This window comes from Streptomyces ferrugineus, from assembly GCF_015160855.1.
GTDB lineage: Bacteria > Actinomycetota > Actinomycetes > Streptomycetales > Streptomycetaceae > Streptomyces > Streptomyces ferrugineus.
This window is the reverse complement of record NZ_CP063373.1, coordinates 765,950-783,854: the sequence shown is the minus strand read 5'-3', so window position 1 is coordinate 783,854 and position 17,905 is coordinate 765,950. Positions and strand designations below refer to the sequence as shown.

At 71.0% G+C, this 17,905-nt stretch carries 17 protein-coding genes; 9 read left to right on the top strand and 8 right to left on the bottom strand.

All coding sequences use genetic code 11. The features are described 5' to 3' along the window. Nucleotides 1-7: 7 nt before the first annotated feature. The gene (locus IM697_RS03785) at nt 8-1,408 is read right to left on the bottom strand and encodes an NCS2 family permease (protein ID WP_194044658.1); all 1,401 of its coding nucleotides are present in this window, start codon (nt 1,406-1,408) and stop codon (nt 8-10) included. Between the two features lie 119 nt (nt 1,409-1,527). On the opposite strand from IM697_RS03785, the gene IM697_RS03780 reads away from it, so the two are divergent. Next, nucleotides 1,528-1,827 (top strand): DUF2530 domain-containing protein, encoded by a 300-nt coding sequence (locus IM697_RS03780; RefSeq protein WP_194044656.1) that lies wholly within the window; start codon nt 1,528-1,530, stop codon nt 1,825-1,827. Between the two features lie 124 nt (nt 1,828-1,951). Next, nucleotides 1,952-4,369, top strand: a complete 2,418-nt coding sequence (locus tag IM697_RS03775) for an HAD-IC family P-type ATPase (RefSeq protein ID WP_194044654.1) — start codon at nt 1,952-1,954, stop codon at nt 4,367-4,369. Between the two features lie 67 nt (nt 4,370-4,436). Here IM697_RS03775 and IM697_RS03770 read toward each other — a convergent pair whose 3' ends face one another. The 4 genes from IM697_RS03770 to IM697_RS03755 form a co-directional block, all read right to left on the bottom strand. Further along, entirely contained in the window at nt 4,437-5,330 is an 894-nt protein-coding gene (locus IM697_RS03770; RefSeq protein ID WP_194044652.1) for a hypothetical protein, read from the bottom strand. 156 nt (nt 5,331-5,486) lie between these two features. Further along, complete coding sequence (locus tag IM697_RS03765; RefSeq protein ID WP_194044650.1) at nt 5,487-8,615, bottom strand: sacsin N-terminal ATP-binding-like domain-containing protein; 3,129 nt, start codon at nt 8,613-8,615, stop codon at nt 5,487-5,489. Between the two features lie 170 nt (nt 8,616-8,785). Next, nucleotides 8,786-8,998 carry a DUF397 domain-containing protein gene (locus IM697_RS03760; protein WP_194044648.1) on the bottom strand — a complete coding sequence of 71 codons (213 nt, stop codon included), beginning with the start codon at nt 8,996-8,998 and terminating at the stop codon, nt 8,786-8,788. Next, on the bottom strand, nt 8,995-9,870 hold the full coding sequence (locus IM697_RS03755) for a helix-turn-helix domain-containing protein (RefSeq protein WP_194044646.1): 876 nt from the start codon (nt 9,868-9,870) through the stop codon (nt 8,995-8,997). The genes IM697_RS03760 and IM697_RS03755 overlap by 4 nt, the downstream gene beginning before the upstream one ends. A 154-nt stretch (nt 9,871-10,024) precedes the next feature. On the opposite strand from IM697_RS03755, the gene IM697_RS03750 reads away from it, so the two are divergent. From IM697_RS03750 to IM697_RS03730, 5 genes are all read left to right on the top strand, one after another. Further along, nucleotides 10,025-10,498 carry an ATP-binding protein gene (locus IM697_RS03750; protein ID WP_194044644.1) on the top strand — a complete coding sequence of 158 codons (474 nt, stop codon included), beginning with the start codon at nt 10,025-10,027 and terminating at the stop codon, nt 10,496-10,498. A 210-nt stretch (nt 10,499-10,708) separates the two neighbouring features. Then, on the top strand, nt 10,709-11,560 hold the full coding sequence (locus IM697_RS03745; RefSeq protein ID WP_194044642.1) for a helix-turn-helix domain-containing protein: 852 nt from the start codon (nt 10,709-10,711) through the stop codon (nt 11,558-11,560). A 61-nt stretch (nt 11,561-11,621) separates the two neighbouring features. Beyond that, nucleotides 11,622-11,969, top strand: coding sequence for a hypothetical protein (locus IM697_RS03740; protein ID WP_194044640.1), 348 nt, complete (start codon nt 11,622-11,624; stop codon nt 11,967-11,969). Beyond that, nucleotides 11,966-12,223: a hypothetical protein gene (locus IM697_RS03735; RefSeq protein ID WP_194044638.1), complete on the top strand. Its 258-nt coding sequence runs from the start codon at nt 11,966-11,968 to the stop codon at nt 12,221-12,223. Before IM697_RS03740 ends, IM697_RS03735 begins: the two co-directional genes overlap by 4 nt. Before the next feature lie 3 nt (nt 12,224-12,226). Then, nucleotides 12,227-12,802 (top strand): Uma2 family endonuclease, encoded by a 576-nt coding sequence (locus IM697_RS03730; RefSeq protein WP_228044488.1) that lies wholly within the window; start codon nt 12,227-12,229, stop codon nt 12,800-12,802. Here the strand turns inward: IM697_RS03730 and IM697_RS03725 are convergent. Together IM697_RS03725 and IM697_RS03720 are read right to left on the bottom strand one after the other, a co-directional pair. Further along, the gene (locus IM697_RS03725) at nt 12,721-13,137 is read right to left on the bottom strand and encodes a cytidine/deoxycytidylate deaminase family protein (protein WP_228044487.1); all 417 of its coding nucleotides are present in this window, start codon (nt 13,135-13,137) and stop codon (nt 12,721-12,723) included. The genes IM697_RS03730 and IM697_RS03725 overlap by 82 nt on opposite strands. A 36-nt stretch (nt 13,138-13,173) precedes the next feature. Continuing rightward, on the bottom strand, nt 13,174-14,409 hold the full coding sequence (locus tag IM697_RS03720) for an erythromycin esterase family protein (protein WP_407699601.1): 1,236 nt from the start codon (nt 14,407-14,409) through the stop codon (nt 13,174-13,176). A 79-nt stretch (nt 14,410-14,488) separates the two neighbouring features. Here IM697_RS03720 and IM697_RS03715 point away from each other — a divergent pair, with 79 nt between their 5' ends. Beyond that, nucleotides 14,489-15,208 carry a TioE family transcriptional regulator gene (locus tag IM697_RS03715; RefSeq protein WP_194044636.1) on the top strand — a complete coding sequence of 240 codons (720 nt, stop codon included), beginning with the start codon at nt 14,489-14,491 and terminating at the stop codon, nt 15,206-15,208. 30 nt (nt 15,209-15,238) lie between these two features. On the opposite strand, the gene IM697_RS03710 is transcribed toward IM697_RS03715, so the two are convergent. Further along, a complete protein-coding gene (locus IM697_RS03710; RefSeq protein WP_194044634.1) occupies nt 15,239-16,165 on the bottom strand; it encodes a DUF3027 domain-containing protein in 927 nt (308 codons plus the stop codon). A 292-nt stretch (nt 16,166-16,457) separates the two neighbouring features. On the opposite strand from IM697_RS03710, the gene IM697_RS03705 reads away from it, so the two are divergent. Further along, nucleotides 16,458-17,885, top strand: coding sequence for an MFS transporter (locus tag IM697_RS03705; RefSeq protein ID WP_194044632.1), 1,428 nt, complete (start codon nt 16,458-16,460; stop codon nt 17,883-17,885). The last annotated feature ends 20 nt before the right edge of the window (nt 17,886-17,905 follow it).

The window sequence follows — 17,905 nt, the reverse complement described above, 5'->3', positions numbered from 1 at the left end:
GGTCGGCCTACGTCAGTCCCAGCGCCGGCATCAGGTAGTAGAAGGCGAAGACCGCCGCCACCACGTACATCGCGACCGGCACCTCACGGCCGCGCCCGGCGGCCAGGCGCAGCACCGCGAAGGTGATGAAGCCCATGCCGATGCCGTTGGTGATCGAGTAGGTGAACGGCATCATCACCATCGTCACGAAGGCCGGGACGGCGACCGTGTAGTCGGCCCAGTCGATCTCCTTGACGGAGTTCGCGAGGATCAGGAAGCCGACCGCGAGCAGGGCCGGGGTGGCCGCCTGCGACGGGACCATGGTGGCGACCGGCGTCAGGAACAGCGCCACGCCGAAGAGGGCACCGGTGACGACGTTGGCGAATCCGGTACGTGCGCCCTCGCCGACGCCGGCCGTGGACTCCACGAAGGCCGTGGTCGCCGAGGCGGAGCCGGCACCGCCCGTGGCGACGGCGAGGCCGTCCACGAACAGGACCTTGTTGATGCCCGGCATCTGCCCCTGGGCGTCGGTCAGCTTCGCCTCGTCGCTGACGCCCATGATCGTTCCCATGGCGTCGAAGAAGCAGGACAGCAGGACCGTGAAGACGAAGAGGGTGCCGGTCAGCGCGCCGACCTTGTCGAAGCCGCCGAAGAGGCTGACCTCGCCGATCAGGCCGAAGTCGGGGCTCGCGACCGGGTTGCCGGGCCACTTCGGGGTGGTCAGGCCCCAGGAGGGCACCTTGGCGACCGCCTCGATGACGACCGCGAGCACGGTCATCGCGACGATCGAGATCAGGATCGCGCCGGGTACCTTGCGGACCATCAGCGCGAGGGTGAGCAGGGCGCCGAGGATGAAGACGAGGACCGGCCAGCCGTTGAGGTGCCCGTCGAGGCCGAGCTGGAGCGGGACCGTCGTCCGGGCGACGTCCGGGATGCGGGAGACGAAGCCGGAGTCGACGAGGCCGATCAGCATGATGAACAGGCCGATACCGATGGAGATCGCCTTGCGCAGGCTGAAGGGCACGGCGTTCATGACCCGCTCGCGCAGACCGGTGGCCACGAGCAGCATGACCACGAAACCGGCCAGCACCACCATGCCCATCGCGTCCGGCCAGGACATCCGGGGCGCGAGCTGGAGCGCGACGACCGAGTTCACTCCGAGACCGGCGGCGAGCGCGATCGGCACGTTGCCGATGACGCCCATCAGCAGCGTGGTGAACGCCGCCGTCAGGGCGGTCGCGGTGACCAGTTGGCCGTTGTCCAGCTGATGGCCGTACATGTCCTTCGCGCTGCCGAGGATGATCGGGTTCAGCACGATGATGTACGCCATCGCGAAGAAGGTGGCGAAACCGCCGCGGATCTCGCGGGGCAGGGTGCTGCCCCGCTCCGAGATCTTGAAGAAGCGGTCGAGTGCGCCGTATGCGGGCATGCGTTTGTTGTTTCCTACGATGAGAAGTGGTCAGACATAAAACCGTTTCAGTATGAACATATGAAGGCGGGATCGGCCATCTCCGCGCGTAGACCCGACGGCCTCGTAAGCTGTGCCCCATGGCCACGTTCTTTTCGGGATCCCCCAAGCACGAGGCGCCGGAGCCCCTGGAAGGGCCCGTGGTCGCGACCATCACCGGCGGCACGATCCTCTGGTTCGTCCTCTTCGTCGTCCAGCTCCCCTTCTACGGCTGGTTCGACGACCACGGCCACACCTGGTGGCTGTGGACCTGCCTGGCCGGCGGCGGGCTGGGGCTGATCGGCATCTGGTACGTCCGCAAGCGCGACGCGGCGATCAAGAGGGCGGCGGCCGTCCCGGCGGAGCCCCGGGAGACCACCGGCGAACCCCAGTCGTCCTGAGTCTTCCCGAGTGGTCCTGAGGTGCCACGCCCTACTACCGGGGCACGACACCCCGTCCTCCCCGAGTCGGAACTTCCGCCCACTCGGCGGGTGAAGCCGTAAATCCGCACGTACCGTCGAATGCATGACGCATGCCGACGCGGGCACCGAAACCGAAGTCGACAACCCTGTGCGGCCGGACGTCGTCCCGGTGGCGACGGGCGGCCTGACCGCCGCCGAGGTGGCCGAGCGGGTCGCGCGCGGGCAGATCAACGACGTACCGGTGCGCAGCAGCCGGTCCATGGCGGACATCGTCCGCGCCAACGTCTTCACCCGGTTCAACGCGATCATCGGCGTGCTCTGGCTGATCATGCTGTTCGTCGCGCCGATCCAGGACAGCCTGTTCGGCTTCGTGATCCTCGCCAACACCGGCATCGGGATCATCCAGGAGTGGCGGGCGAAGAAGACCCTCGACTCGCTCGCGGTGATCGGTGAGGCACGCCCCACCGTGCGCAGGGACGGGGCGGCCGCCGAGGTCAGTACGTCCGAGATCGTGCTGGACGACCTGATAGAGATCGGGCCCGGCGACAAGGCCGTCGTGGACGGGGTGTGCGTCGAGGCCGACGGTCTCGAGATCGACGAGTCGCTGCTCACCGGGGAGGCCGACCCGGTCGTCAAACGCCCCGGGGATCCGGTCCTGTCGGGCAGTTTCGTGGTCGCCGGCGGCGGTGCCTTCCAGGCCACCAAGGTCGGGCGGGAGGCCTACGCCGCCCAGCTCGCCGAGGAGGCCTCCCGGTTCACGCTCGTCCAGTCCGAGCTGCGCTCCGGGATCTCCACCATCCTCAAGTACGTGACGTGGATGATGATCCCGGCCGCGATCGGTCTGATCGTCACCCAGCTGACCGTGAAGAACAGGGACCTCGACGACTCGATCGCCCGGACCGTCGGCGGCATCGTGCCCATGGTCCCGGAGGGGCTCGTCCTCCTCACCTCCGTCGCCTTCGCCATCGGCGTCATCCGGCTCGGCCGCAAGCAGTGCCTGGTCCAGGAACTCCCCGCCATCGAGGGCCTCGCCCGCGTCGACACCGTCTGCCTGGACAAGACCGGCACCCTCACCGAGGGCGGCATGGACGTCACGGAGCTGCGGTCGCTCAACGGCACCGACGAGGACTACGTACGCAAGGTGCTCGGCGCCCTCGGCGAGTCCGACCCCCGCCCGAACGCCTCCCTGCAGGCCATCATCGACGCCTACCCCGACGCCGAGGACTGGCGCTGCACCGAGTCGCTGCCCTTCTCCTCCGCCCGCAAGTACAGCGGCGCCACCTTCAACGAGGGCGACGGCGAGGCCAGTACCTGGCTGCTGGGCGCCCCCGACGTCCTCCTCCCCGCCGACGACCCGGCCCTGGCCGAAACCGATCGCCTCAACGAACAGGGACTGCGGGTCCTGCTGCTCGCCCGCGCCGGCCGCGACCTCGACGATCCCGACGTGGCCGACGGCGCCAAGCCCGCCGCCCTCGTCGTACTGGAACAGCGGCTGCGGCCCGACGCCGCCGACACCCTGCGCTACTTCGCGGAGCAGAACGTCCGCGCCAAGGTGATCTCCGGGGACAACGCGGTGTCCGTGGGCGCGGTCGCGACCAAGCTGGGCCTGACCGGCACCACGGTCGACGCCCGCACCCTCCCGCACGACAAGGACGGGATGGCGACGGCCCTCGACGACGGCACCGTGTTCGGGCGGGTCACCCCGCAGCAGAAGCGGGACATGGTGGGCGCGCTCCAGTCCCACGGGCACACCGTCGCGATGACGGGTGACGGCGTGAACGACGTCCTGGCCCTCAAGGACGCCGACATCGGCGTGGCGATGGGCTCGGGGTCGGAGGCGACCCGGGCGGTGGCGCAGATCGTGCTGCTGAACAACAGCTTCGCGACGCTGCCGTCGGTGGTGGCCGAGGGGCGCCGGGTCATCGGCAACATCACGCGCGTGGCGACGCTGTTCCTGGTCAAGACGGTCTACTCGGTGCTCCTGGCCCTGATGGTGGTGTTCTGGCAGGTGGAGTACCCCTTCCTGCCCCGCCATCTGACCCTCCTGTCCACCCTCACCATCGGCGTCCCGGCCTTCTTCCTGGCCCTCGCGCCCAACAAGGAGCGCGCGAAACCGCACTTCGTGCGGCGGGTCATGCGGTACGCGGTCCCGGGCGGGTTCGTGGCCGCGGTGGCGACCTTCGGGACGTATCTGATCGCCCGGCACTACTACTCGGGCGAGGGCGCCCTGGACGCCGAGACGAGCGTCGCCACGCTGACGCTCTTCCTGATCTCGATGTGGGTCCTGGCCATCATCGCCCGGCCGTACACCTGGTGGCGCGTCGCCCTGGTGGCCGCGATGGGCCTCGGCTTCCTGCTGGTGCTGGTGGTGCCGTGGCTGCAGGAGTTCTTCGCCCTGCGGCTGGTCGGGGTGACGATGCCGTGGATCGCGGTGGGGATCGCGGCGGGGGCGGCGGTCGTCCTGGAACTCGCGTGGAAGTGGGTCGACCGCCTGAGCGCTCCGCTGGTTGTGCCGCGATAGGCCGTCGCTCGTCTGCGGGGCCGTTGTGGCTGGTCGCGCGGTTCCCCGCGCCCCTTAGGTCGTTGTACTACCGGACGTCCACGAAGTCGCCCGTCGCCTTGACCGCCGGAGTTGTCGTCGTACCCCCGAAAACGAACCGGAAGTAGCCGTCCCGCGTCGCGGTGACCGTCGTCTTCAGGTTGCCCGTCGCGTTGGTCCTGATGGTCTTCACCGTGGTGTAGGTGTCGCTGTTCTTCTTGCGGAACTGCAGTTTCACGGGCTGGCTGACGTAACCGTGGTACTTGTTGTCCTCCCAGTTGGCCCGGGAGAGCTTGCCGGTGACCGTGATGGTCTTGCCCTTCTTCACCGGCTCCGGCGAGGCGTTGACCGTCAGTTTCGAGTAGCGCTGCATCAGCGTGGTGCCGAGACCGCTCTGCTTCTTGTAGCCGACCTTGGTGATGTCGAAGGTCTCGCCCGCCGGGTCCTGCCCGTTGAACGCGGTGGCCTCCGCCGCGGCCCGCCAGGTGCCGGCGTCGGTGTTGCGCAGTTCGTGGTCGCCCGGGTAGACGTCGATCGTGCCCTTGCAGTGGGCGGTGGTCGCGGAGGCGGCCGTGCACTTGGCCGGCTTGTTGCCGTACAGCATGTTGTCCGGCGCGGCGGCGGAGCCCCGGTAGACGAGGGCGTCGGTGACGAAGTCGCGGGCGGTGATGTCGACGTCCGCACCGTGGGTCAGCGTGTACGTCACGGTCGTGGCGACGTGACCGCTCGTGCCCACCTTGACCGCCTTGGCGATCTTGACGTTGGAGAAGGAGACGTTCAGGGCGTACGGCTTGCCCGCGGCCCTGGTGGACGCGGCCTTGCGGACCTTGGCCACGTCCGCGCGGTAGGACGCGGCGGAGTCGTCGGCCTGCGCGGCCGGGACGGCGAGGGCGGAGACGGCCAGGGCGCCGGAGACGGCGGCCACGGTGGCTCGGATGCGCATGCGTTCCCCTGCGGAAAGGGGCCCCGCTGGTCGCGTCGGGGCCCGGGTGATCGTCGAGCCTGATGACTCAAGTGATCAGATATGAGGCGGGCGTTGCCGGTTGTGCGCCCCCCGGGGAATTTACGTGAGCTTCGTCACGCCGACGCCGACAGCCCCTCAGTCGAACCACCGGTCCCGCGCCAACTCCCCCGTCCGCGACGGATCCTCCAGCAGCGCCGCCACCTCGAACCGCCGCGGCCACTGCCCCGCCGCCCAGGCGAGCCCCGCGGCCACGCCCTCCAGGGTGGCGGCGTGCAGGGCGCCGTCGTCGGTGAGCCGCCAGTCGATCTCCACACCGTCGACGACGAGTTCCTCGTGCTCGACATACGACTGAGGCGTCCGCGCCCCGAGCAGCACCCGCACCGACTCCGGTACGTCGTGCTCGGTGCCCTCGCTCGTCACCTCCCCGGTGACGGACTCGCTCAGCCGCCGCACCTGGAACAGCTCGGCCAGCTCGGCCGCCCGGGCCGGCCGTACCGGAAGCAGCGGGACGCCGTCGGTGAAGGGCAGCAGGTCCGGCGAGTCGACGACCACCGCGTCGGCCGCGTCCACGACCTCGATCCGCCCGTCGACCACGGCCCGCAGCTCGTCCGGCAGGGTCACCTGATCGGGGTCGAGGTCCGCCAGGGCACCGTAAAGGGCGTGCAGTTGGGCGCCGGTGACCTCGCGCTCCGGGTCGGCGAGGCGGTCCAGCAGTTCGGCGGCGCCGCCCGGCTCGTCGAGCAGCGCGGCGACCGAGGTGCGCACGCCCAGCGCCCGCAGCACCTGCTCGTCGTCGAAGCCGGTCGCGTCGGCCTCGTCGTACAGGCCGCGCAGGAGGGGGTCGCCGCCGGAGGCGAGCAGGCCGGCGGGGCGACGGCCGTCCAGCACCGGGTGCCCCCGCAACCACCAGGCCGTGTACGGCCGTACGACTTCATGGGTGCCGTCGGGCAGCAGGATCCGCACCTGCTGGGTGAGCGCGTCGCGCAGCGGCGGCTGGGCGAGCAGGGCGAGGGCCTGGGGCCACTTGTCGTCGTCCACGAGGTCGAGATCACGTACGGCGATCAGCTCGGTGGCGACGGGCGGTACGGGCGTGTCCGGGAACCGGTCGAGGATGTCCTCGCACCACACGTCCACGGCGTCCAGCAGACCCGCGTCGTCGGGCTCGGCGAAGTCCCCTTCGCGCGGCTCCAGTTCATCCGGGTCCAGCACGACGTCGGTCGCCCGGACGAGGGCGAAGTTGGCGAGCACACCACAGGCGGCCAGCGGCTGCTCGCCCCACTTCCGCGCCAGCTCGGCGTCGACGGTGGCGAGTTCGTCCTCCCGCATGACCTGGGCGAAGGGGCTGCCGGGGAGGACGAGTTCACCGGCGGGCGCCGGCTCCCCCTCCTCGTCCGGCAGCGCGAGGGCACCCAGCCACGGCTCGTCACCGGGCTCCAGGCCGGCGTCACGCACGAGGGCGAGCACGGTGTCGGCCAGCTCCTCGGCGTCAGGAGCGTCCTCCTCCCAGCCCATCCCCGTCCCGCCGTCCTCGTCGAGGGAGGCGGCGACGGCGGCACGCACCTGGGGCGTGGTGAGGACCGCGCGGGGCGTGGCCGGCAGCGCGCCGAGCTTCTCCAGAAGGGGGTGCGCGGCGTCCGGGTGGGCGACCTTGAGGCCGAGGCGGGCCAGCATCTCCGGGGCGATACCGGCCGCGTCGGGGGTGGGCAGCAGGATCTGCCGGGGCCCGATGGTGGTCCGTCCGTCGGCGAGCGGCACGGGCAGGCCGGACAGCCGGTCCGGGTCGACCCCGGCGAGGCTGTCGTAGAGCCGTCGCCACCAGCCGGGCTCCTTCTCCAGCCCCGCCAGCCGGTCGATCGCGTCGGTGAGCGGGACGCGGGCGACCCCCAGGGTGCGCAGCTCCACGCGCCGTTCGAGCCCGGCGGGCAGCAAAGTGGGCAGCACCTCGGCGAGGACCCGCACGGTGTCGGCACCCGCGCCCTCGACGACCTCGGCGTCCCGTGGCCGCAGCGACTCGGGCAGCTCGGAGTCGGCCTCGCGCGGCTCGACGGCGGGCGGGAGGAAGGAGGTCCGGGGCAGCCGCTCCAGGATCGCCTGACGCAGGGCCCCGTCCAGCTCCCCCTTCCCCAGCGGCCCGGGTACCAGCCCGATGATGCCCTCGCCCACCGGACGCCAGTCGGCGAGCAGTTCGGCGTAGGCGTCGGCCGCGCGCTGCACGAGGAAGTCGGTCAGCGGGCCAGGGGCGGCGTGCCGGCGGGTGGTGTCGAGGGGGAAGGAGGCGATGAGGAGAGCCGGGACGCCGAGGGCTTCGTCGCTGGGCGTGGGGGCGTGGACGACGGGGGCGGTGCGGGGGCGGGCCGGGGTGCTGTCGGCGGCGTGCACGGGCACGGCCCAGGTGAGCGACCAGTGCGGGCGCAGCCGCTCCTCGACCGGTCGGCCGGCGAGGAGCTCGGGCGTGAGCGGGCCGTGGGCGGCCGACGTACGCCAGTGGGTGAACCCGTCGCGCGAGTCCTCCACGACGGTGAAGGGACCGTCGACGCTGCGGCGCAGCGTGCGCGACGGATCGTCGCCGATTTCGACCACGACCTCCTCCAAGCCGGGCAGGGCGAGCAGCAGGGCGTCGTCCACGGCGTGCAGCAGCCGCTCGGCGAGGTCGGCGGCGGCGGTGTCGCGCAGCGGAAGGATGACGACCGTGTCGTACGGGTCCGGGGCGGTGCCCTCGGCGGCGAACGGCAGCCGCAGCAGCGGGACGTGCCCGTCGCGGCGCCGGATCTCGTCCCCTAGCCCGGGGCTGTGCCGCGCGGTCTCCGTCGCCAGCTCCCGAGCCTCGGCGAGCGACCACCGCACACCGCCGTGCCGCCCGACGACCGCGGGCTCGTCGGTGACGGCGAGCACGGCGGCGAAGCCGACGCCGAAGCGCCCCACGGACGCCGTGTCCCGCTTGGCGGAGGCGCGCAGGGTGGACAGCGACTCGACACCGGCCGCGTCCAGGGGCGCACCGGTGTTGGCGGCGAAGAGCACCCCCTCACGCAGGGTGAGCCGAAGCCGCCCGGGCACCCCGGCCCTGGCGGCCGCGTCGGCGGCGTTCTGAGCGAGCTCGACGACGAGCCGGTCCCGGTACCCGCCGAGGACGAGGTCCTCCTCGGCGTTGGCGTCCTCCCGGAAACGGGCGGGGCTGGTGGCCCAGGCGTCCAGCACTCCGCGGCGCAGACGGACCGTACCGAAGGGGTCGGCACCTTCGGGTGCGGGCCGCACGAACTTGCTCACGTTGACTCTCCTCATCGGCTGTCGATGAAGGTACCGCCTGGGGAGCGGGCCACGGAGCACAGGATGCGCGCGCATGGGGTGGAGACGGTTCGCGTCACTCGGTCAAGGGTTCTTGAGCTGGGCCGGTTGATCACGTAGACGTCTCATCTGCACGGGAGCGCCGGGGCGCTTCAGCTCTCGGCGGCGTACGGGACGAATGCGGCCCAGGCCTGCGGAGTGAGGGCGAGGCGGGGGCTGGTGTCGCGGTACTTGGAGTCGCGGATGTGGATGGTGCGGGGGGCTACCGCGATCTCGACGCAGGAGTTGCCGTCGTTGCCGCCGCTGTAGCTGCTCTTGAACCATGCCAGTTCGGAGGCGTTCCCGGCGGAGGCCTTGCGGATCATGTTTCTCCCAGCAGATGCTCGATGAAGACCAGCGACTCCCCTGGAGGGAGAGCCTGCGCTCGGATGGTGCCATACCGCAGCTCAAGGATGCGTAGCTGCCTGAGATCAGAGACAGGACGGCCACTGAACGCACCGTCGGAGCGGCCCACTGCCGTACCGTCCGCGAACTTCAGCAACTCGATCCTGCCGTCCAGACCGGAATGGACCTCGCGGTGCGTAGGCATCACCTGGAGTGTGACGTTCCGCATCTGGCCCACCTCCAGCAGACGTTCGAGCTGCCGTCGCCACACCATTGTGCCTCCGAGAGGGCGCCTCAGCGGCGCCTCTTCCAGCACGAAGCCGAGCGCAGGTGCAGGGTCGCGCTCAAAAATGGACTGGCGGGCCACACGAGCGGCCACCATGCGTTCCACATCGTCCTGCGAGTACGGAGGCTGCGCCGCCTCAATTGCCGCCCGGGCATGCTCCGGCGTCTGCAACAACCCGGCGATGATGTTGCACTCGTACAGGCCGATCTCGACCGCCTTGGCCTCCATCTCCCCCAGCGCACGCACCTTCTTCGGGTACCGGACCTTCTCCACGTCCACCTTCATCGCCGAGAGCAACCCGCCCGCCCTCAACACCCGGTCCGCATTGTCCAGATACTGGGGCTGGGGAATCCGCTTCCCGCCCTCGATCTTGTAGACCATGTCCTCGCCGTACCCGACGGCCTTTCCGAAGTCGGCGGCCCGCATCCCGACCGCCTCCCGCCGCAGCTTCAACTGCCGCCCGACGGTCGCGATCACCGCCACGCCCCACTCATCGTCCGGATCCACCTCCCACCCCGGCTCGTCCGCCTCCGTCTTGAGCCGCCCCGTGTCCGCCTCGGCTGTCATCCCGTACCCCTCCGTCGTACACCGCGATGCAGCAGCGCCGTACCCACCCGCCCGTCCCGACAGCCCGGACACCACCGGACAAGCTCCGGACAGTCACCGTACGCACCCACTGAGTCACTGTTCACAGTAGGCACGCACCACCACGCTGAGTGACGTGAATCAGCAATCCCCCGAACTCGTCTCCCCCATCCGCAACTTCAGCCTGCAGCTCTCCTCCACCCCACGCGGCGCACGCCTCGCCCGCCTCCTCGCCACCGAACAACTCCGCAGTTGGGGCCTGCCGCTGGACCCTGCGGCGCATGTGGTCGCCGAGCTGGCGGCCAACGCGGTGACGCACGGCCGGATCCCGGGACGGGACTTCCTGCTCCTCGTGTACGTCGTCGGCGACACCCTCCGTATCGAGGTCACCGACACCCGAGCCGACCGGCTACCGCATGCCGAACAACCCGCCCCCGACGCGGAGTCGGGCCGTGGCCTCGCGATCGTCGACGCCCTGGCCGACCGCTGGGGCGTCTCCCCGGGGCTGCCGCCGCGCAAGACGGTCTGGGCCGAAGTCGGCCTCTCACCGGAGCCCGGGGAATCGCGCTCCGGTGGCACGGGCCGTCTCCCTCAAGAAACACACCGGTGAAAGAACCCCCACCAAGCCCCACCCCTCCCGCCCACGGCGCAAACTCACCCAAGCGGGTGAACATCACCAACTCGGCTGGATTCGGAAGCTGTTGCCTGCCTTACGCTCAGCGCGACACGACCGCAGGCATGCACCAGACATGCAACGGCCCTCGCCGGGACTGGCATCCCAATGCGAGGGCCTGACCACCAAGGAAGTAGCGCCTTCCCGATGGACACCCAAAACCCTAGCGCGCCCACGCGCCACCAGTCCCGAATCGCGGGAAAAAACCACCCCCGTGACTCCCACGCGGGCGGCGGTCTCGTCCACGACAACACCCGCCACACCACCCGCTTCACGGTGATCGGCAACCACCTCGCCCAGCACCCGGATCTGTCGGGCCTCGCCATCGGACTGGCCGTCTACATCCAGTCGCTCCCCACCGGCGCCCGCGCCGACATCAAGACCCTCGCCGCCCGCTTCCCCGAGGGCACGACTCGTATCGCCGCCGCCCTGCGCGAACTGGAAGCCCACGGCTACCTGCGCCGCGAACGCCAGCGCACCCCCGCCGGCCGCATCGTCACCCGCACGATCTCCTGCAACCAGCCCGGCCGCCGCGACACCGACGACCACCCGCCGCCGGCCCGGAAGAAGCGCACCCCGGGACCCCGCAAGCCCCTCCCCGCCGTACCGCGCCCCGCCTACCCGGCCGCCACCCTCCTCCAGCAGGCCACCGACCTCCTCGCAGACCTCCGCCGCCACGACCCCCGCCTCCTGCTCTCCGCCCGCGACACGGCCCACCTCGCCCCCGGGGTCGCGGCCTGGCTGGAACGCGACGTCACCCCCACGGCCATACGCCACACCCTGACCACCGACCTGCCACCCGAGCCCCTGTGCCGCCCGGCAGCCCTCCTGGCCCACCGCCTGACCACCCAACTGCCGCCCTCACCTCCATTCCGCGCACCAACACCACCGACCGTCCGTCTCCCTTTCCAGACCTGCGAAGGCTGCGACCGCGCCTTCCGCGCACCCACCCCAGGACGCTGCCGTGACTGCCGCACTCCCCTTCCCGCTGCCGCCTGAGCCCACCCGTCGCGTGCCCTCCGGCCGGATACTCTGGCCGGGGCACCCTCCGGAGGACACCATGAGCACTCAGGCCGACCACGGAAACGAACTGATCCCTCGACCCGAGCAGACCCCTGATGCCCTGCGTGCGGCCCTTGCCGTCGTCGCTCCAGGTCGTCTGGACGAGATGCAGGCCATGAAGGACGAAGCCTTCGCCAAGGCAGTCGAGTGGCAGTCTCTGAGCCCTGTCCAGAGCTGGGTCCTGATCTGGGCCAAGGAGATCGAGATCGCCCGTCGGCGGGACCTGTCCACCCGCTACACCCATGCGCAGAGCCACCTGGAACACGAGGATCCAGCCATCGCGTGGGAAGCACTTCGCGAGCTGAGCGCCGTTCTGGACGAGGCGATGAAGGCAGTTCGCGAGTGAGCTGGAAATGGGAGTACGCCTTCGGAGCTGAAGAGGCTGCCCGTTCCCTCCCGTCAGACTTCCTGGCCACCGTCGAACGCGCCGCCGACGAACTGGTCAGGGCAGCCGAAGCTCTTCATGTCCACGGCCGGGCCCATGAGGGCCTCGACCCGAAGGGCGGCCACATCATCGTCTCCGGCGGATGGTTCATGTATCAGGTCGTCGTACGCAGCGAGCGTGTCTACGTCGTCCAAATGACCTACCCGGGTTTCTGAACCATGAGCTCGCACCGGTACCGAGCCATGCGGGACCTGGTTCAATCACTGGACGACACCGTTCCGGGCAAGTTCGAAATCACCAAAGCAGGAATCGTCCACGATCTGCTCTCGCCCAACGCCCCTCACGAACTCACCAGGGCGCACCTGCGGAGGCGTCTGGAAAGGGCGATGCCCCAGGAGAACGTGGCCCACACGGGCGAGCCCGACGTGGAGGACGAGCCCAAGGGCATCCTCCGCCGCCCTGACGTGATGGTGATCGCCGAAGCCGACATGGAGGGAGACGGCTCCTTCGACCCATCTACGCTCATCGCCGCCATTGAGATCATCTCTCGCTCCAACCCCGACAACGACTGGGTCACCAAGATGCGCGACTACCCCCTGATGGGCATTCCCGTCTACGCGGTCTTCGACCCCCGCACCGCCACCAGCGCCGTCCTCACCGACATCCACTCCACCCCCGACGGCCCTCGCTACGCCACCCGCAAGGACTTCGTCTACGGTGAGGATGTCACCATCGCCGACTGGACGATCTCGACGGAGAACCTGCCGCGGTACAAGGCCGAGGGCGAGGCCTGAGCCAGCCCGTCAACGTGATTTGGTGCCCAACAGGGACGCGGTCCAAGGACCTGCCGACACCGGCCGCACGGCGGAACGACCCCGCGGTCGCGGTCGCCCACGGCGACGATGGTGTCCAGCTCGTAGGCGCCCTGCGCGGCCGCCGTGCCGATGACGACCAGCTCGGCGCAGGGGCCTCCCGTGAAGTGGTAGGCGTTCACCGCGGTGACGATCCGGCCGTCCCGCGCGCGGGCCGCCGCGGCCATGGTGTGGTTGTCGCCCCGGCAGCGTGTGCGAGCTAAATGCGCCGCGGCCTGGATGAGTTCGTGGTCGACGGGATGGGTCCGCGTGGTCATCTTCGCTGCCTTCGTCTTCTCTGCCTTCGTCGGGTGTCAGGAGACATCCTTGACGAACACGATGCCGTCGCTGTCCGCCAGGCGGGCCGGGTCGAGCGGGGCGTAGCCGAACCAGGGGGATTCGCGGGGCGCGGGCCGTGTGGCGTCGAGGGCGGTGGCCAGGCGGCGGGCGTCGATGACGTAGCGGTCCTCCGGGAGGGTGTAGAGGAGTCCCTCGACGGTGTCCGGCGGTGGCGTGTCCACTCCCTGGTGCCGGATGGTGCCGAGGGCCGTGGCGACGAAGGCGTACTCCTCGCCCAGATGGGCGTGCACCAGCGCGCCGGCGCTCCACCACTCCACCGGTCCCTGCCACATCCGCATCGCGCTCCTGCTCCGCTGGAGGTGGCCGTTGTTGGCGTGGACGAGTGCCGGGCCCCGTTCGGCGAGGGCGAGGAGGTTGTGGGCCATCATCTGGTCCCGGACGCTCACCAGTCGGGTCATGCGGGCCGGTGAGAGGTCGGCCATCCAGTGGTGATAGCGCAACAGGCCGGTCGCGGTACGGCCGTACAGGCGCGCCCGGTCCCACTCGGCCCGCGAGGTCGCCGTGATCAGGTGCGGCGTCTGCGTGTCGAGCAGCGCCGCCAAGTCGTCGGCGAGCAGGCGCAGGCGAGCGGCGTCGGCCGACTGGCCCACGGATCGGGCCGGGTCCGTCATCGCGGCGGGATCGGTCCACCGGTCGTCCGCGCCGAGCAGGCGGTCGAGCGTCTCCCCGGTGCAAGGGAGCAGGTCCGCGTCCACCCGGGCCGCGAGGTAGCCGTGCAGTGCGGTGAGGGCCTGCCGGGGGCTCGCGGCGGCGGTGATCTCCAGTGGGCCGTCGAAACCGGCGAAGCGGAGCCGCTCGGACGCGGGCCGGTCGTCGCGGTCGGCGCGGACGTTGTGGGCGCGCATCCAGCGCACGAGCTCGCGGTTGCCCTCGAAAGCGCCCCAACCGTGGCTGAATCCGTGCTCCATGGCCTCGTCGAGCGTGCCCGTGCCCGAGGTGACGTAGTCGTCCACGGCCAGGCCCTTCAGGCAGTCGCTCTCGATCGCGATCGTCCGGTAGCCCTGCTGCTCGACGAGTTGCCGGAAGAGCTCGTTGCGCACCTCGAGCAGGGTCTCCTCGCCGTGGGTGGGCTCGCCCAGCGCGAGGATCCGGGGCCGGGCCGGGAGCAGCCTCATGACGGCGGCGGCCTCGACGGCATGGGCGGCGTCCTTGATGTCAGCGGCAATGTGCGCAGCGATGTCAGCAGCCATGCCTTCAACGGTATCGTTGAACTTTCGGTTGAGACTTTTTCAGAGCAGTAGCGTCATTACCTCGCGATACTGTTCGTCCATGGGGCGAAACCTTCAAAGCGGGGCGCGGCTCAGGCCGGTTGATCTGGCGCGTGGGCACGGTCTGTCCACGCAGGCGGTCAGGAACTACGAGGAGGCCGGCGTCCTTCCGGCCGCCGCTCGCACCGCCCACGGCTACCGGACCTACACCTCGCTGCACGCGGGCGCCCTGCGCGCGTTCCTCGCCCTGGTGCCCGGCCACGGCCATCAGACGGCGACGTCGATCATGCGGGCGGTGAACCGGGGCGCGGTCGGCGAGGCGTTCCGGCTCATCGACGAGAGCCACGCCCAGCTCCTCGACGACCGCCGCACCCTCCGGGCCGTGGAGAGCGCCCTCGGCGACCTGGAGCCCGTCACGGCGGCGTCGGAGCCCGGTGGTGGCATGTTCATCGGGCCGCTGGCGGACGAGCTCGGCATCCGCCCCGCGACGCTGCGCAAATGGGAGCGCGCGGGCCTGCTGCACCCGCGCCGCGACCCACGGACCGGGTACCGCGTCTACGACGAGGCCGCCGTACGCGATGCCCGGCTGGCCCACCAGCTCAGGCGGGGCGGCTACCTGCTGGAGCAGATCGCCCCGCTGATCGCGCGGGTGCGGGCGGCCGGCGGCCTGGAGCCGCTGGAGGCCGCACTGCGCGACTGGCACGGCCGGCTGTCCGCCCGTGGGCGCGCGATGCTGACCGGGGCCGCGGAGCTGGAGGCGTACCTGCGCGAGCGCGGATGAGACGGCCCTGCCGACCGCCTCGTAGCTCCCCTACGAGTGCCCGAGCTCCGCCGACTCCTCGTCTCCCGTCACCGACACCGACCCCGAATCCGCCGCCGGCCGCAGCGGGAACGGATCCACCCGGGTCTCGTCGATCACCGGCGGAGCCGGACGCGGGGGCTTCGGCATCACCGCGGCCTCGGAGTGGCCGCCGCAGCCGTACGTCAACGACACCACGCGGCCGTCCGCCGGGGAGAACTCGTTGGCGCAGACGCCGAACGCCTGGCCCAGGGAGCCGCCGATCGGGGTGAGGAAACCGCAGGTGACGCAGGAGGCGGGGGCCGCCTGTGCCATGGGGGTCTTCGCGCCGAACGCCTCCTCCCAGCGGTCCGCGGCGACATGGAGGCCGTAACGGGAGAGCACCCGGGCGCGGCGCATGCCCAGTTCCTCGGCGACGGCGGCGATCGAGCCGCGGGAGGGGGCCACCGGCAGGTTCGCGGGGGCGCCCGCCGTGACCTCCGCGTCCTCCGCCTCCACCAGCTCCGCCATCTCGTGCGAGACGGCGGCGCTCGGCGTCGGCTCGTCCTCGCCCGAGAAACCCGGCTCCAGGCGCAGGTCCTCGGCGTCGGTGGGCAGCAGGTCGCCGGGGCCCATGTCGCCGGGGCGCAGCCGTTCGCTCCACGGCACCCACTCGGGGGCCAGCAGGGCGTCCGGGCCGGGCAGCAGGACCACCTCGTCGAGCGTGACGATCTTCGCGCGCGACGCCCGGGCCACCGTCACCGCCCAGCGCCAGCCGCGGTACCCGAGTTCCTTGCACTCGAAGAAGTGCGTGACAACGCGGTCGCCTTCGGAGAGCAGGCCCGCGTGCTCGCCCACTACGCCGGGCGCGGCGGCCTCCTCGGCGGCGCTGCGGGCGAGGTCGACGGCCTCGGCGCACAGACGGTCGGGGGTGCGGCTTCGCGTTGTCGCTGCGCTCACAGGTATCGCTTCTCTCCTACGCCGTCTCTCGGGTGCGGTTGCCTAAAGGCGGCGGAGCGAACGGAGCGGACCTGTGGGCCGCGTCGACGTCCGCGTCCGAATCGCGCTCGGGCGCACCTACGTCATCCATTGTGCGGGATGGCTGAGATACGCACGCTACCTGTTCGCGAGCGCTGGGCCTACACCGACGTTGCTTCTCGGCGCTCCGCGGTGCCCGCCGGGTTCTGAAACGTTGCCCCCCATACGCGCCGTAACGGCACTACCCACCCCCATCTCGGGGCACTATTGCGTCGTGGCAACCGCGAGGCCGCCCCAAGGAGCCACCGGTGTCGGTGGGGCCAAGGGGGGCCGCAGTCGAGGTGGCGGGTCGGGCCGGATGGGCGGCTCCCTCCGCGCGGTCGGCCGTGCCCTGCACTTCCCGCTCACCGGCCCCGCCCGCGGCATCCGCAGGGCCACCCACGCGCAGGGCGCCGGTGAGTCCGGACTGGGCAAGCTGATCGAGCTCCACGGTGTGAACGGCGCCGGGGACATGATGATCACCGTCGCCCTCGCCTCCACGGTGTTCTTCTCCGTCCCGACCGACGAGGCGCGCGGACGGGTCGCGCTCTACCTCGGCATCACCATGGCGCCGTTCACGCTCCTCGCCCCCGTCATCGGCCCCCTCCTGGACCGTCTCCCGCACGGCCGCCGCGCCGCGATGGCCGGTGCGATGCTGGCGCGGGCGCTGCTCGCCCTGGTGCTGTCCAGCGCCGTCGTCAGCGGCGACCTCCAGCTCTATCCGGCCGCGCTCGGGGTGCTGGTCGCCTCGAAGGCGTACGGGGTCGTCAGAAGCGCCGTGGTGCCCCGTCTGCTCCCACCCCGCTTCTCCCTGGTGAAGGCCAACTCCCGGGTCACCCTGGGCGGACTCCTGGCCACCGGTATCGCGGCGCCCGTCGGCGCGGGGCTCCAGGCGATCGGACCGCGCTGGCCGCTCTACGGCGCCTTCGTGATCTTCATCGCCGGTACGTTCCTGTCCTTCACGCTGCCGCACAAGGTCGACTCGGCCAAGGGCGAGGACACCGCGCTGCTGGCGGCCGACGAGCAGCATCTGCACGGGCCGCACCGCAAGCCCGTCAAGCGCCCCGGACTGCGCACGGTCGGCATCGCCGTCACCCACGCCCTCGGCGCCAACGCCTCCATCCGCTGCCTGACCGGCTTCCTGATCTTCTTCCTGGCGTTCCTGCTGCGCGAGCACCCGATGTCCGGCCAGAGCGCCGCCGTCTCGCTGGGGATAGTCGCCGTCTCGGCCGGCGCCGGCAACGCGCTCGGTACGGCCGTCGGGGCGTGGCTGAGGTCCCGGGCGCCGGAGATCATCATCGTGACCGTCGTCGGCTTCGTGCTGAGCGTGGCGATCACGGCGGCGGTCTTCTTCGGCGCGGTCCTGGTGGCCTTCCTCGCGGCGGTCGCGGGGTTCGCGCAGGCGCTGGCCAAGCTGTCGCTGGACGCGCTGATCCAGCGGGACGTGCCCGAGCTGGTCCGTACGTCGGCGTTCGCGCGCTCGGAGACGCTGCTGCAGGTGTCCTGGGTGCTGGGCGGCGCGATCGGCATCGTGCTGCCGCTGAAGGGCTCCTTCGGCCTGCTGGTCGGCGCGGCGATCGTCGCCACGGGTTGGCTGACCACCGTCAAGGGCCTGCTCGGCTCGGCCCGGCACGGCGGGCACGCACGGCCACGGGTCACCTAGGGCATGGCCCGCCATGACAC